This window comes from Sphingobium sp. B8D3A (assembly GCF_025961995.1).
In the GTDB taxonomy this organism is placed as follows: domain Bacteria; phylum Pseudomonadota; class Alphaproteobacteria; order Sphingomonadales; family Sphingomonadaceae; genus Sphingobium.
In genome coordinates, this window is sequence record NZ_JAOQOS010000001.1 from 2915754 (window position 1) to 2931045 (window position 15292).

The 15292-nt window shown below is 62.3% G+C and carries 15 protein-coding genes; 5 read left to right on the top strand and 10 right to left on the bottom strand.

The annotated features are described in order from the left end of the window. Positions 1-15: 15 nt before the first annotated feature. Together M2342_RS13505 and M2342_RS13510 are read right to left on the bottom strand one after the other, a co-directional pair. A complete protein-coding gene (locus tag M2342_RS13505; protein ID WP_264579471.1) occupies positions 16-1506 on the bottom strand; it encodes an aldehyde dehydrogenase family protein in 1491 nt (496 codons plus the stop codon). Between the two features lie 83 nt (positions 1507-1589). Further along, positions 1590-2210, bottom strand: coding sequence for a MarR family winged helix-turn-helix transcriptional regulator (locus M2342_RS13510; protein WP_181558965.1), 621 nt, complete (start codon positions 2208-2210; stop codon positions 1590-1592). A 190-nt stretch (positions 2211-2400) separates the two neighbouring features. On the opposite strand from M2342_RS13510, the gene M2342_RS13515 reads away from it, so the two are divergent. From M2342_RS13515 to M2342_RS13535, 5 genes are all read left to right on the top strand, one after another. Continuing rightward, the gene (locus M2342_RS13515; protein WP_264579472.1) at positions 2401-3675 is read left to right on the top strand and encodes an aromatic ring-hydroxylating dioxygenase subunit alpha; all 1275 of its coding nucleotides are present in this window, start codon (positions 2401-2403) and stop codon (positions 3673-3675) included. A gap of 419 nt (positions 3676-4094) precedes the next feature. Beyond that, complete coding sequence (locus M2342_RS13520) at positions 4095-5213, top strand: sensor domain-containing diguanylate cyclase (protein ID WP_264579473.1); 1119 nt, start codon at positions 4095-4097, stop codon at positions 5211-5213. 83 nt (positions 5214-5296) lie between these two features. Then, positions 5297-5449 carry a hypothetical protein gene (locus M2342_RS13525; RefSeq protein ID WP_264579474.1) on the top strand — a complete coding sequence of 51 codons (153 nt, stop codon included), beginning with the start codon at positions 5297-5299 and terminating at the stop codon, positions 5447-5449. A 275-nt stretch (positions 5450-5724) separates the two neighbouring features. Then, the gene (locus M2342_RS13530; RefSeq protein ID WP_264579475.1) at positions 5725-7281 is read left to right on the top strand and encodes an ATP-binding protein; all 1557 of its coding nucleotides are present in this window, start codon (positions 5725-5727) and stop codon (positions 7279-7281) included. A 1-nt stretch (position 7282) separates the two neighbouring features. After that, positions 7283-8131: an HNH endonuclease gene (locus tag M2342_RS13535; protein WP_264579476.1), complete on the top strand. Its 849-nt coding sequence runs from the start codon at positions 7283-7285 to the stop codon at positions 8129-8131. Positions 8132-8197: 66 nt separating this feature from the next. Here M2342_RS13535 and M2342_RS13540 read toward each other — a convergent pair whose 3' ends face one another. The 8 genes from M2342_RS13540 to M2342_RS13575 all read right to left on the bottom strand — a co-directional run bounded on the left by M2342_RS13540 (position 8198) and on the right by M2342_RS13575 (position 15289). Then, a complete protein-coding gene (locus M2342_RS13540; RefSeq protein ID WP_181558959.1) occupies positions 8198-9196 on the bottom strand; it encodes an amidohydrolase family protein in 999 nt (332 codons plus the stop codon). A gap of 12 nt (positions 9197-9208) precedes the next feature. Then, positions 9209-9865, bottom strand: a complete 657-nt coding sequence (locus M2342_RS13545; RefSeq protein ID WP_264579477.1) for an RraA family protein — start codon at positions 9863-9865, stop codon at positions 9209-9211. Continuing rightward, a complete protein-coding gene (locus tag M2342_RS13550; protein WP_264579478.1) occupies positions 9865-10539 on the bottom strand; it encodes an RraA family protein in 675 nt (224 codons plus the stop codon). Before M2342_RS13550 ends, M2342_RS13545 begins: the two co-directional genes overlap by 1 nt. A gap of 23 nt (positions 10540-10562) precedes the next feature. Continuing rightward, positions 10563-11573, bottom strand: coding sequence for a protocatechuate 3,4-dioxygenase (locus M2342_RS13555; RefSeq protein WP_264574663.1), 1011 nt, complete (start codon positions 11571-11573; stop codon positions 10563-10565). Positions 11574-11681: 108 nt separating this feature from the next. Continuing rightward, complete coding sequence (locus M2342_RS13560) at positions 11682-12440, bottom strand: HD domain-containing protein (RefSeq protein WP_264579479.1); 759 nt, start codon at positions 12438-12440, stop codon at positions 11682-11684. Further along, on the bottom strand, positions 12437-13777 hold the full coding sequence (locus tag M2342_RS13565; RefSeq protein ID WP_264579480.1) for an MFS transporter: 1341 nt from the start codon (positions 13775-13777) through the stop codon (positions 12437-12439). The genes M2342_RS13560 and M2342_RS13565 overlap by 4 nt, the downstream gene beginning before the upstream one ends. Before the next feature lie 119 nt (positions 13778-13896). Continuing rightward, the gene (locus tag M2342_RS13570; RefSeq protein ID WP_264579481.1) at positions 13897-14625 is read right to left on the bottom strand and encodes an SDR family oxidoreductase; all 729 of its coding nucleotides are present in this window, start codon (positions 14623-14625) and stop codon (positions 13897-13899) included. Between the two features lie 238 nt (positions 14626-14863). Beyond that, on the bottom strand, positions 14864-15289 hold the full coding sequence (locus M2342_RS13575; protein ID WP_264579482.1) for a Zn-ribbon domain-containing OB-fold protein: 426 nt from the start codon (positions 15287-15289) through the stop codon (positions 14864-14866). Between the last annotated feature and the right edge of the window lie 3 nt (positions 15290-15292).

A 15292-nucleotide genomic window follows, 5' to 3' on the forward strand; every position in this document is an offset into this window, starting at 1 on the left:
GGGGCTTTAACTCCCTCACCCCACCGGCCGGCTCACCACCTGCAGTTCCTGATAGGCCCGTATCCCCAGCACGCCATGCTCGCGGCCGTAGCCGGAGTCCTTCATGCCGCCGAAGGGCACGTCTGACTCGTTGAGGCCGTGGCGGTTGATCCAGACGGTGCCGGCCATCAGCTGCCCGCCGACGGTGCGGGCGCGGGTTTCGTCCGTGCTCCAGACGGAGGCGCCGAGGCCGAAGCGGGTGGCGTTGGCGCGCTGCACGGCTTCATCCTCGCTGGCGAAGCTGAGGACGGGCATGACCGGGCCGAACTGCTCCTCGCAGACCAAGGGCACGCTCTCATCCAGCCCGGCGATGATGGTCGGCTCGATGAAATAGCCCCCCTCGCCGTGCTCGCCGCCCCGCGCCCCCCCGCTAGCGCTGCCGCCGGTCAGCACCTGCGCGCCTGGGCGGGCGACGGCGTCTTCCAGATAGGCCTTCACCTTCTCATATTGCGGCAGGTTCTGGATGGGCCCCATGTCCATGCCGGGCGTGCTGCCGGCGCCGACCTTGAGCGCGCGCACCTTCTCGACCAGCTTTTCCAGAAAGGCATCGCGCACGGGCTCGGCCACATAGACGCGCTTGATGGCCATGCAGATCTGCCCGCAATTGTAGAAGCCGCTGCGGGCGATGCCGGCGGCGGCCTTGTCCAGATCCGCATCGGCCAGCACCAGCGTCGCATCATTGCCGCCCAGCTCCAGCGTGATGCGCTTGAGCGTGGCGGCGGCGCTGGCCATCACCTTCTTGCCGGTGGCGACCGAGCCGGTGAAGCTGATCTTGTCGATCCCCTCATGCGCGGTCATCCAGGCGCCGAGATCATTGCCGCCGGCGAGGACGTTCATCACGCCGGCGGGCAGCACATCCGCCGCGAGCGCGCCCACCGCCAGCGTGGTGAGCGGCGTGTAGGGCGAGGGCTTCAGGATCAGCGTGTTGCCTGTGTAGAGCGCCTGCGCGACCTTGTGCATGGCGAGCGCGATGGGGAAGTTCCACGGCGCGATGGCGCCGACGACGCCCAGGGGATGGTAGCGCAGCTCCACCTTGCCGCGCGCATCATCGCGCAGCACCTCATCGCCGATCTCCAGCGCGGCGAGCTGCTTCATGTGATGCGCGGCGACGGTCAGCTCCATGCGCGCCTGCTCGATGGGCTTGCCATGCTCGCGGGTGAGCAACGGGGCGAGGCGATCGGCCGCGGCGGCGATGCTGTCGGCCAGGGCGTGGATGCGCGCGCGGCGCTCCTCCGGCGTGCGCGCGGCCCAGGCCGGGAAGGCGGCGCGGGCGGCGGCGACGGCGGCATCGAGATCGGCCTGCGACGCCTCCGGGCAGAGCGCGAAGGGGCGGCCGGTGGCGGGATCGATCACCGCGAAGCTGCGCCCCCCGTCCTCGAAAGCGCCCTGCACGAGCTTGCCGCCGATGAGATGCGCATCCGCACCCGCCACGCTCGCCGGCCGCTCCAGCACTGTTCCCTCGCCCATCCATCGTCTCCTGACTCGTTTGCGCGGGAGCATGGATATTGTTGTTTGAATCTACAACCCCGAAATCGTGATGATTGGATCGCTCAGGGATTTTCGGCGAGGTAGCGGCCGAGCATGTCGTGCAGCTTCTGGGCGAAGGCGCGGTCGAGCATCATGGCGCCGTCGCTGCGGGTCTCCGGCGCGGGGGCACTCTCGATGCGGGGCACCTTGCCCAGCGCATCGACATCCTCCACCACCCCGCTCACGCGCTTGAGCTGCTGATCCAGCTGGCCGAGAAACGCCAGAAAATCATCGCTTTGCTTGCGGGTGAAGGGCATCTGCAGCACCTCGTTGAGGCGCAGCGCGAGGGCGTAGGTCTGCTCGTGCACCGTCTTGCCATGATCGGTGAGCTGGAGCAGCACCGAGCGGCTGTCCGACGGATTGGCCTGCTTCTCGATGATCCCGCGCTCGACCAGCGAGGAGACGACGCGGCTAGCATAGCTCTTCTCCAGATGCGCATCTGCCGCGACCTGCTTGAACGAGACCGAACCGTAACTGGCGGTGATGCCGATCACCCGGCACTCCGGCAGCGAGAGCCCCAGGTGCCGGCGATAATATTCCTCGGAAATCCCTTCGGAAAAGCGCGCCACCATATGGAGGCGGAAGGTCATCAGGTTGCGGAAGCTCGGCCGATCCACCGATGCGCCGGCCTTCTTTCTGGCCACAGAACAGGTCCCCCTTGGTTTCGAACGGACCGGTATAAGGGATGCCGCCGCCCACGCACAACAAAAAGGCCCGCGCGGCAAACACGGGCTTGACGCACTTTGTTGTCTATGACAACGATTTGGCAAAGACGACATGAGTCCGCGGGCGCGCCCCACGGATTCCCGGCAGATGACCAAGGAGGGATGCGCCATGCTGTCTGCAGAACAGAATGAAAAGCTGGCCCGCGTCGGCCCCGGCACGCCGATGGGCGAGCTGCTGCGCCGCTACTGGCACCCCATCGCCGGCGAGAGCGAGTTCGAGACGCGCGCCACCAAGCCGGTGCGGATCATGGGCGAGAATCTGGTGCTCTACAAGGATCTCTCCGGCCAGTTCGGCCTGATGGACCGCCACTGCCCCCACCGCCGCGCCGACATGGCCTGCGGCATGGTCGAGCCCGACGGGCTACGCTGCAGCTATCATGGCTGGATGTTCGACGCGCAGGGCGCCTGCACCGAGCAGCCCTTCGAGGACACCGCCAATCCGCAGGGGCGCTACAAGGACAAGGTGAAGATCAAGGCCTATCCGGTCCGCGCCCATGCCGGGCTACTCTGGGCCTATATGGGCCCCCTCCCCGCGCCCGAGCTGCCGGACTGGGAGCCCTTCTCGTGGAAGAACGGCTTCCGTCAGATCGTCATCTCCGAGCTGCCGTGCAACTGGCTGCAGGGGCAGGAAAACTCGATGGACCCGATCCACTTCGAGTGGATGCACGCCAACTGGAGCAAGCGCCTGCGCGGCGAGACCGGCCCCTATGGCCCCAAGCACCTCAAGATCGATTTCCGCGAATATGAGTATGGCTTCACCTACAACCGCATCCGCGAGGATACCGACGAGACCAATCCGCTGTGGACCATCGGCCGCGCGTGCCTGTGGCCCAATGCGATGTTCACCGGCGACCATTTCGAATTCCGCGTGCCCATCGACGATGAGACGATGATGAGCGTCGGCTGGTTCTTCACCCGCGTGCCGCGCGATGCCGAGCCCTATGTGCAGCAATCCATCCCGGTCTGGTTCGGCCCGATCAAGGACGAGCGCGGCGAGTGGATCACCAGCCATGTGATGAACCAGGATTTCGTCGCCTGGATCGGCCAGGGCACCATCTCGGACCGGACGCAGGAAAATCTCGGCCTGAGCGACAAGGGCATCGGCATGATGCGCCGCCAGTTCCTGCGCGACATGGAGAAGATCGGCCGCGGCGAAGACCCCAAGGCAATCATCCGCGACCCCGCGATCAACAAGGCGATCCCCCTGCCGACCATCCACCGCGACGCCGTGATGGAAGGCATGACCGCCGAGGAAATCGAAGCCGGCGGCGCGCTGCACCTCAAGCGCTTCATCTTCCAATATGGCCAGCCCGCGCATGTGCTGAAGCTGCAGCAGGAGGCGATGCGCATCAGCCAGGACAATAAGGGCTATGTCGACGCCTGAGGGCGGCGGACGACGCGCGCGCGATCAGCCGACCTCTCTCGGCAACAGACTGGCCCGGCTGGCGTGATCTGGCCGGGCTTTTGTTTGGCGGGATGCCGCATGGCTGCGAGGTTCGTCCGCTGTGCTTTGGGCTCCTGCCTGCGCAGGAGCACAGAGAGAGATTGGGCGGGCGTGAAGCTTGGCTCTCATCCTCCGTGCTCCTGCGCAGGCAGGAGCCCAGGGCGGCGATAAGCGGAGCAAGCCGAGCGCTCCGTCCGCGCGATCTCCAAACCGCGCCCTCCCCGTCGGGCCACGTCCGCGCCCCTGGCGCCCGTTGAACGGCTGATCTCAAAACGCGGTGGTCCGCTGCGATGAAATGCGCAGGCATCACGCATTGTTAACCCGATCTCGGACAGGAGAGCTTTAAGATCGGATGAATCATGAATTTGCTGGACATCGACACGCTGCAGCTCTGCAGCCTCGTGAATACGAGCGCCTTCGGCATCGTATTTCTGCTGCTTTGGCGTGGTCGAAAAGCGGATAATTATCTGCTGTTCTGGTCGGCAAGCGCGCTTCTCTACGGCGGTGTGATGATCGGCTTTGCCCTGTGGGGTGAGCGCGGCATGGGCGCTGCGACGGCGCTGTTAATGATGCTCGCCTTCAGCAACACGGTCTCGGTGATGGGCGTGCGCCGGTTCGAGGGCCGGCCCGTGCTCACGCCATGGATGGCGCTGCCGGCGCTGGTCATCGGCGTTGCCCATCTTGGGCCGCTGTTGCTGATGGCCCAAGGCTGGCTCCCGGCAGACTCCCAAATCCCACGGATCGCCGATGTCCTTGGCCTGACCGCAGCCATGGCGATCAATGGCACAGCCATGATCTCCGGGCGATTGCGCGGGCAGCGGATCGCCGGCGCAGGCCTGCTCGCCTACATCCCCATATTCCTGATTTCGCTGGTGGGCGATCTGGGCGTGCTCTCGGGCGACCACTCGCTGGGCAGCCTGCCGCTGCTCGCAGATCAGGCGTTGCTCGGGATCATCAATCTTGGTTTGCTGGTGCTGCCAATCGATCAGGCGCAGGACGCGCTGCGCGCCGCAGCGCTTCGTGATCCGCTGACCGGCGTGTGGAACAGGGCGGGCCTGGAGGTGCAGAAGCGGCGCCTGCTCGCGCCTGGCGCGGCCGTCGTCGCGATCGATGTCGATCATTTCAAGGCCGTCAACGATCTGCACGGCCATGAAGCAGGCGATGCCGTCTTGCGCGGCATTGCGCAGGAGGCTGGCCGGATCGCACAGGCTCAAGACGGCGCTCTCGCACGCATTGGCGGCGACGAATTCATCCTGCTGCTGCCGGCGAGTTGCGAAGGGCAACGCCTGATCGTCGAGGCGCTGATGAACCGATGCCGCGCCGCTGGCGCCGCACCGGGATCATGGAGTGTCAGCATCGGCTTCTCGCAGGTGACGGCGGCGGAAACAGCCTTCGAGCCTGCCGTCGTCCGGGCCGACAAGGCGCTGTATCACGCCAAGGCGGAGGGGCGGGATCGCGTTGCAGGACTGGCGGCGTGATGTGCAGCGGGTGACTGATAGCACGGCACCCGCTGCCGCCACGCGATACATCATTGGGTGACGCCGTCCACCGCGACGCCGTGATGAAGGGGTCGACCGCCGAGGAAATCGAAGCCGGCGGTGCGATGCACCTCAAGCGCTTCATCTTCCAATATGGCCAGCCCGCGCATGTGCTGCAGCTGCAGCAGGAGGCGATGCGCATCAGCCAGGACAACAAGGGCTATGTCGACGCCTGAGGGCGGCGGACGACGCGCGCGCGATCAGCCGACCTCTCTCTCGGCATCAGACTGCCCCGGCTGGCGTGATCTGGCCGGGCTTTTTGTTGTATGTGGAGGAACCGAATAGAGAGAGAGAGAGAGAGAGAGAGAGAGAGAGAGAGAGAGAGAGAGAGAGAGAGAGAGAGAGGGAGGCGCCCTCACAAGATAGCACCCGAACTTCAGGCGCTGAGACTAAACCTCGACACGCGTGTGATCGTTGGGATACTGATTGGGATGAGGAGCATCCTGTGTCCATGAAGTTTAAGTTTGTCACTTTGACGGCATCAGAAGCGATACCCATGACCGCGTCTAACGTGGTTGTTCTCGGTTATGATAGTTGGGACGATTGGTTTGAGTTCGAAACGACGTACAACGTCGTTCTTTTCGACGAGGCGGGGGAGCGCCATCACCTCGGCGGCATCAAAATCGGCGAGGCGGGTCAGACCAATCGCCGCGCTTCCGTTCCTAGAGAATTTGACACGCTTCCTCCGCAGTTTTTCTCTGTCGGTTTAACGGAAGACTACTACAAGTCATTATCTGATTTGGGTTTTGCAAGCGACATATTGCCAAATCTTAATGACATGGCCTACAATCTTGAAATATTAGAAAAATCTAAGGATGAGCGAGTTACTGCAAGATCTTTATTCCGGACAGTTGATAGTGATCGAATAAAGAATAAATTCCATCGTCTGGCAAATGGAAATGCAGAATTAACGAGTTATGCTTTCGAGTATATTGTTGATGATACCGTCGCTGAGGAGGAAGGGTCTGTTCTCCGTTTTGAAGTACAGCCAAACTCAAAACCCCCTTCTAACGTCCACACTTTAATTGGCCGGAATGGTGTAGGAAAGACGACTTGCCTAAATAACATTGCACGTGCTTATGTCGATAGTTTGATTGCCGGATCTCCATCTGGAATCGCCTCTGAGAAAGTTAGACTTCGCGTTTATTCAGACAGCGGTGGCGGCGCTTTCGCAAATTTAATTTCTGTTACTTTTAGTGCATTTGATCCATTTTTCACTGAAAGCAGAGAGACCAAAGGAAGATATTCCTACATTGGCTTAAAAGAGAGCTTGGTTAATTTTGACAAAGTATCGGCTCCCGCAGGAATCTCATATCGAGTGAAAAATCCAGATGATTTAAATTTGGATTTTATAAAATCAGCCGAAAAATGCTTAGCTCCACCGAAGAGGGCGAGATGGATGGCATGTCTCGAAAACCTAGCAAGCGATCCGATTTTTGCTGAAAGTGACATAATAGAAATTACAGATAATTTTGACGATTCGGAATCATGGAAAGAATTTTCTTCAAGCGTCTTTAGAAGGTTAAGCTCAGGACACAAAATCGTCCTGCTCACTATCACTCGGCTTGTGGAACTTGTTGAAGAACAGTCCTTAGTTCTCTTGGATGAACCAGAGAGCCATCTTCATCCGCCACTCCTCTCCGCCTTTATTCGAACTTTATCAGAATTACTTACCGCTCAAAACGGCGTGGCCATCGTCGCAACGCACTCCCCAGTCGTGTTGCAAGAGACACCGAAAGATTGTGCATGGATTCTAGACAGGAGCGGTAACACCGCGCGCGCGCGACGACCGCTGCCAGAAACCTTCGGGGAGAATGTGGGGCGCCTAACTCATGAGGTTTTTGGGTTGGAAGTGACAGAAACTGGATTTTATGAACTGCTAAGGGAAGCAGCGGATAGGCTAAAAGATTTTTCAGCTGTCGAGGCTGAATTTGGAGGGCGTTTGGGTTCTGAGGCACGCTCGATATTACATGCACTTCTCGCGCCCCAAAAAGCTCGGGTGCGCTGAAATGATGAAGCTGCCCTTACCGGATATAGACCATGCTGTGGTTTACGAGGCTGCGCGGGCTCGGTTTGCAGATAAGAATTTAAAGCAGCGCCTCTCAGATGGTCAGGCGGCAGTGATGGCGTTAGGAAACGACTTCATTGCGTTGGGCAATGATGGTCAACTGCATACAATTGCACCAGACCCGGCAGTACCTCCAGCTATACAGCCTGGGGATATGCAGAGGCTCTATACGAGCGGACTTTTAAGGAAAAAATCGGACGCTAGAAACTACTACGACAGGCTGAGGCTATCTTCGCCTTTCCGCGTGTGTCCCTTTTGCTTGCACCGCCCAGTTAGGAGCTTAGATCATTACCTTCCGAAGGCTCAATATGGGGCTTATGCGGTTCTGCCTGCTAACCTAGTGCCATCTTGTCGCGACTGCAATAGTGACAAAGATATCTTCGCTCCTGAAACCAGATCCTCCAGTATAATTCATCCCTATTTTGACCATATCGATGACGAGCCATGGTTGGGGTGTGAGATTAATAATCTAGATGGATTTTGCACTGCGACTTTTTTCATAAGTTCGGCTGCTATATCAGAAGATCTGAGGCCGCGTTTGATTTCTCATATGGAGGCATTGAATCTTTTCGATTTGTACGATGTTGAAGGAGCTAGGGAGCTCAACGAAATGGCTGCGGCATTGAAAAAGACGTTTGATACATCGGGCGCAACAGGTGTGCAGTCATTGTGTGAAACGATTGCAGATTCTAGAAGCGCGTTGGCCAACAATTACTGGAGGTCGGTTTTGTGGCGCGCAGCCGCTAACAATGAACAATTTCGAAGCCTAGAGTGGTATCACGCAGCATAGCTGCCTATTCACCAGTCTAGGAGAAATCTGTCAGATTTGGCATTGCCAAAGTGCGCCGTCTTCCCCTCAAACCTCCAAATTAAACACCTTCCGCGCATTATCCTCAAAAATCAGCTTCTTGTCGGCGTCGCTCAGGAAGTCGAATTTCTGGATGAAGGGGGCGATGTGGTCCATTTGCTTGCCGGTGGCCGGATCGATGGTGGAGCCGACGCCGGGGCATTCGGAGCCGAACAGGCAGCGCTCGGGGCCGACGGTTTCGATGAGCAGGCGCAGGGCGCCCTCGGTGTAGAGCACGGTATCGAAATAGAGCTTGGCCATGCGCTCGGAGAAGAGGTGCTTGGTGCGGCGCGACTGGGATTCGAAGCGGCCGAGCTGATAGGGGATGGCGCCGCCGCCGTGGCTCACCACCACCTTGAGCTGCGGAAAATCATCGAACACCGATGAGGTGCAGAGGTTATAGGTGGCGATCGTCTCTTCATTGATGAAGTGCAGCGAATAAGGCGAGCGCTCGGACTGGGAGCCGGTGGCGTGGATATGCGCGGGCAGATCCAGCTCGCACAGCTTCTCGTAGAGCGGATACCAGTAACGGTCGCCCAGCGGCGGGGCTTCCTCGGCGCCATTCTCATACGGGTCCGGGTTGAGCAGGAAGCCCTTGAAGCCCATGGCGACGCAGCGGTCCATCTCCGCAAAGACATTCTCGATGGGCTCGCCCGCCACCTGCGGCAGGCCGGCGACCGGGATGAACATCTCCGGGATGAGCGTGCACTGGCGGTGGATGAGGGTGTTCACCTCCTCGCAGAACCAGTGGACGACGCGCGCGGGCTTGGCCGAGTTCATCATCTGGAACGGGCGCGGCGAGATGAGCTGCATGTCCGTGCCGTGATTGTGCAGCAGCTCGATGTGCCCGTCCGGCCAGGTCTCCTTGTGGTGCGCGGCGGCAATGATCTGCTCGTCCGTCACCTTGACGCTCCCGCGCCCGTGCGAGCCGCGATGCGCGAGCAGGCTCGCCTTATAGGCCCAAAGCTCCACCGGAGCGCTGACGTGACCATGGCAGTCGATGATCATCGGGTGATCCCCTTATTTCTGACGTGTCTGAAGGCTGTGATATTTGAACTGGGCGCGGGCCTCATCGAGGCGCATGCCGGTGCGGCAGGCGGCGCGGATGCTCTCCTCGGCGGCGTGGATCTCCTCGGCGGCGGTGAGCACGGCGTCCTCATGCGCCTGCGGGATGACGATCACGCCATCGGGATCGCCGCGCAGGATATCGCCGGGGGCGACGCGGGCGCCGCCGATATTGACCGGGCAGTTGGTCACCTCGACCTGCACCCGATCCTTGCCGGTGCGCATCCAGTGGCCCTTGCTGAACACGGGGTAACCGAGCGCGCGGCAGAGCGAGACATCGCGGCTGATCCCGTCGATCACCGTGCCGGCGAGGCCCCGGCGATGCGCGATCTCGGTGAGGATGTCGCCCCAGATGGTCGCATCCTCGCGGCCGCCATTGTCGATGACGACGACATGGCCGGGGGGCACGTCATCGATGTAATCGCCGACGGTGCCGGGCGGGGTCGAGGCGGGGCCGCAGAGCATGGTGTAGGCACGGCCGGCCATGCGGAAATCAGGGTCGCGACCGGCGATCTGGTAGCACTGGCCGACGATGCCGAGCCGGTCGAGCGCGTCGCTGAGTGTTGCGGTGTCGAGCGCGGCGGCGCGGGTGACGTTGCGGTCGTCGGTCATCAGCTGTCGCCCTTGAGCATATATTCGTAGTTGGCGCCGAGCACGGCGCTGGCACTCTCGCCGGTGGCGAGGCGGCGGGTCATCTCGCCTTCGCGGCGGACGATGTCTTCGGCGGCATCGAGCACGCGGGCGATGTCGGCGGGCGCGATGAACACGGCCGCGCTGGAATCGCAGATGACATAGAAGCCAGGTTCGACGGTGAAATTGCCGACCGTCACGGGCACGTCGGTCGCGTCCTCATAGACGCGGTTGCGCGCGGTGCGGGCGGTGTAGCCGCGGCAGAAGACGGGAAAGCCGATCTCGCGGGCTTCATCGACATCGCGGGCCAGCCCTTCGCAGATCACGCCGGCCACGCCCTTGTGCTGCGCGCCGCGCGACAGGATGCCGCCCCAGCAGCCGGCGTCGATGCCGGTGCGCTGCTCGACCACGATCACATCATCCGGGCCGCTGGCATCGATGGCCGCAGCGCCCAGATGCACCGGCGGGCGATCGGCGGGCGCATTGCCGGCCTTGAGCTTCACGGTGTGGACGCGCCCGGCGATCCGCTTGCCCGGCGAGGCGGAGCGCAGGCCCGTCACGCAGCCGGCCAAGCCCAGCTTGTCCAGCGTGTCCGACACCGCGCAGGCATCCAGCTGGCGCAGCCGCGCGACATGGGGATCTGTTGCTGTCATCATCCGTCCTTTGAAAACGCGTTGGCTTATTGCCAGGCGACGAAGCCATTGGCGGTGCCGGTCCCTGCCTCCGAGCGGTAGCAGGGCTCATAGCCGACCACGTCGCCGGTTAGATCGGTGTCGAACAGCGCGCCGGCGGCGGCGATCCAGGTCTTGAGCTCCGAGGTGCCGGACTGGAGGTGCTTGTCCTCGATGGCGCAGAGCGTCTCGGCATCGCGGGTGCGCAGCGCCTCGAAGAACATGCGGTCGAAATCCTCGTCGATGACGAAATGGCTCATGCCGCCCGAGCCGAACACGGCGACGCGCAGATCCTGCTTCCAGCTGCGGATCGCCTTGCCGACCTCGCGCCCCAGCTCGAAACAGCGGCGGGCGGTGGGCTGGTTGGGCGGGAAGAAGGTGTTGATGAGGATCGGCAGGTTGGGCACGACCGCGTCGCGCATGATCTGGCGATAGATGAAGCCGAGCGAATGCGGCGCGCCGCTCGACCAGTGGCCGGCCGGCTCGGGCAGCTTCTTGGAGACGGCGAGATCAAAGCCCTGCGGCACCAGCGATTTGCAGACGTGCATGCCGAGCTCGGGCTGGCAGGGATAGTCCCGGCGCTCGGGCGGGCTGTGGCCCCACTCGGCCTCGTGAATGCCCGGCGGCATCCGCGCGGCCTGTTCGGGGGTGGCGGGCTGATCCCAGATCGTCTCGCCGAGATAGACGGTGATCGCGGGCGTCACATCCTCAAGGAACAGCTCGCGCTGGTCATTGCCCATGATGACGGCGACATCGATCTTCGCGGCGGCGAAACGGTCGGCCATGTCGCTGATCGCGCTCTGGCAGGCGGCCGAGCGGCGCTCGCGCTCCGGCAGGGTGCAGGCCTCGGCGAGGTTTTCGCCCGCGCGCAACGTGACCAGCTCATCGAAGCTGTATTCGGCGCCGCGGAAGGGATGCTGGCGCTTGAGATCGGCCGCGACGCGCAGGGTCCATTGCTCGGGCGTGGTCGAGAGGGTCGGCCCGTGCGATGTCCACATTCCCAGCACGATCTCCGCCATGATTCCGCTCCGCTCCCAGATTGTTGCCGCTCGGGCATATAATTGTAGACTCAGTAAACAATATCGATGCGGTTAGCAACCGATGGCGGGCGCTTTCGACAAGGCTGTTCAGAGAAAGCGCGTCGGCATCATGATGGTGCGCCACATGTGCGCGGAGGGGCTGTCATCGAAGCCAAGCCCTTCCTCCGGCTGGCGGAAATGGCGGCCGATGATATCCGTAAACTCTTCGATATCCACGACGACATTGGGGTCGAAAGCGTAGAAATCATTGAGCGTGACGAGCCGGGCGCTCATATACCATTTGTGGTTGCGGGCGCGCTGATAGGCGCGGTCGATATGCGGATCGGGCCGGTAATCGGCGCCGAAGAAGCGGATATAGGCTTCGGGATAGTCATAGCCGACCGATTCATCGGGATAGAAGCGCACCACCTGATGCTCGCGCACCGCCCAACTGACTTCAGGGTCGACATAAGGCTCGATCAACTGCGCCGCCCAATAGCCATGATCGGCGCGGATGAAGCCGGTGACGGCGATGTCGTGCAGCAGGCAGGCGAGCACGATCTTCTCGTCATGTCCGGCATCGCGCGCCAGCTTCGCGCTCTGGAGGACGTGCGCGGATGGGCCGAAGCGATGACGGAAGAAATCGACCAAAGTCGGCTTCTCCGGCATCGGCGGCAGGCGCGGGTCCGGCCCCATCAGGAATGGGAGGCGGCGTGGATTGTCGATGGGCGGGCGCGGCAGGCGCGGATCGACATCGCCGGACTGGTAGAGGGTGGACTTGATGATGATCGCGTCCAGCGCCTCGCTCATCTCCTCCTCCAGCGCGTCGGCCTGCGCATGGAGGCTGTGCAGATCCGGCGCACTCATAGCGCGGCGGAGGGCTTGGCGGCGGCCCGCGGCGTTGCCATCCCCACCCCCTCGCCCACGCCGGTCTGCGTCGCGGCCCGCAGCCGGTCCCGATAGAGCGGCCGCACGAAGGTGAGCAGGAACGCCGCGAAGAACGCCATGGCGGCGAACAGCGCGAAGCCCCAGACATAATGGCCGTTCACATCGTAGATATAGGCGAGCGTCACCGGGCCGATGGACGAGCCGAGTGCGAAGCAGCCAGTGACGATGGGCAGAACCTTGTCCATGTTGCGCGGGCCGAAGACATGCTTGGCCAGCACCGGCCCCTCGCACACCAGTCCGCCATGGGCGAGACCCAGCGCGCAGATGAAGATGATCGCGGTGGAGAGGCTGGAAACCTGAAAGGCCAGCAGCACCATCGCGGCGATGAGCAGATACCAGGCCGCAATGCCCTTCACCGAATAGACATCGAAGAACTTGCCGGCGATGAATTTGGAGGCAAGGCCGATGGCCGAGGTGAGCGAGAGCAGCCACGCCGCCGTCTCGCGGGTCAGACCGACTTCCTGCACGAAATAGAGCTGCATGTTCTGGAACAGGCCCTGATCCACGCCCGCGATGATCAGCACGCCGACCATGATGCCCCAGAACATCGGCTTGCGCACCAGTTCGGCATAAGTCATCGGAATGTCCGCCGCGCGCGTGGCCGCCGCCACCTCGGCGCTGGGCAACACGCCCTTGGCATTGGCAGTCTCCGGCAGCAGATCCTCTTCCGTGGGGTTCTGCTTGACGAACAGGACGAGCGGCACCGAGACGGCGAGGATCGACACGCCGATCAGCGCATAGGTCATGCGCCAGCCGATCTCGGGAATGAGCGCGGCAATGACGATGGGAAAGACCACGCCGCCGGCACTCGACCCGACCAGTGCCAGCGCGCCGGCAAAGCCGACATTGCGCATGAACCAGCGCGCCACCATCAGCTTGATGCAGAGCAGCACCGCCCCCTGGCCGAGGCCGATCAAAAAGCCGGCCAGAAAATAAGTGGCGATGGAGCTGACGTTGAGGAAGGTAAAGAAGCCCAGCGCCTGGATGATCAGCACGGTGAGGAAGACCGGTTTCAACCCGAAGCGCTGCACCGCCGGCCCGATGACGAGAATGGCGACCAGCGCGCCGGTGAGGCCTTTCCACGCATAGATGCCGGTGGCCTCGGCCCGGGTCCAGCCGAACTCCGCGATCACCTCATTATAGAGGAGCGACATGGAGTAGGTCGGGCCGCCGAAGGAAAAGAAGAAGATGATGAATCCGGCAGCCACCACCCACCAACCGGGATAGTATTTGCCTGTCGCGGGTGTCGTGGCCATCGCCTGTCCTCTCCGTAGCCAGCCTTGCCGATTCATGCTTTTTTTATCGGCTCAGCTTCCCATGCATCCTATCGACCTGTCAACAACTCCGTTGCTTGAAACAACAATATCGGGCGCGGTCAGCCGCGACCCAGAAAGGGCATATTGAGCGGCAATATGGTGCCATCGACGAAGTTCACATGATCGGGCAGATCGGCCATGGCCAGCACCGCGCGCGCCGCGACATCGGCGCTGATCCGGTCGCGCGGATCGCCCTCCTGCATGTTCTGCACCAGATTGGTGCCGACAATGCCGGGGTGGAAGATGGACGAGGCAACGCCATGATCGCGCCCATCGATGGCGAGGGAATGGTTCATGCCCGCCAGCGCGAACTTGCTCGCGGCATAAGCAATGGTGTTCGGGCGAGGCACCTGCGCGGAGAGGCTGCCGATGTGGATCATTCGCCCCGCCCCCTGCCCTTTCATGATCCGCAGCGCCTCCCGCGCGCACAGGAAAGCGCCGTTGAGATTGGTGTCGATCACTTCCGACCAGCGCGCGAAGGAGAGTTCATCGGTCGGGGTGTGATCGGCGATGCCGGCATTGTTGATGAGAATATCGATGCGCCCGAACCGCGCGAGGCCGGCGGCGAACATCTCCTGCACAGCGGCCTCCTGCGAGACATCGCACTGCACGGCGAGCGCCTGCCCGCCCCGCGCTTCGACCTCTGCCACGAAGGCATCCAGCGGTGCCTTGCGGCGCGCGCCGACGATGAGCGAGGCCCCGGCTGCGGCAAATTCGGTTGCGATGGCCGCGCCGAGACCGGAGCTGGCGCCGGTGACCAGCGCGACCTTGCCCTTGATGTAGCTCATGATGCGTCCTTCTCCCTTGCGCGCGGCGGATGCACCGGCCTGCCATCTCCCCTCGTCATTCCCGCGATCGCGGGAATCCAGGTCCACGCCTGCGCCGAGACGCAAGGTCCAAGCTGGATTCCCGCGTTCGCGGGAATGACGAGGGGGCTTCCGGTTGCCGTCACGTTCTGCCTACGCCGCCTAGCCTAAGCAGGCGTCGTCGCTCTGGCCATTCAAAAGAGGATTGGAGGGCGAAGTCTCAGGCCGGCTCGAACAGCAGCAGGTGGCGACCATCGGGCAGCGGATGCCAATAGGGCTTCACCGCCAGCCCGGTCTTCAGATCGGCTTCGCTGCAATGGATGATGTTGCTCATCACGTTCACGCCTTCCTCCAGCGTGACCATGGCGACGACATAGGGCTCCTTGTCGCGGAACGGCGGGCGGGCGCGGCGGACGATGGTGTAGCTGAAGATGGTGCCGCGCCCGGAAACCTCGCGCCATTCCAGATTATCGCGGCGGCCGGTGTAGATGCTCGTGGGGCGCGGGTAGAATTGATAGGCGCCGGCCACGCGATCATATTGGATGAGCAGCTTCTTCTCGCGCGTCGCTTCCCAATAGGGCCGCGAGAAACTGCGCTCCGGCGGCAGCGGGCGATCGATATCGAGGAGATCGTTGAGATCGGCCATGCG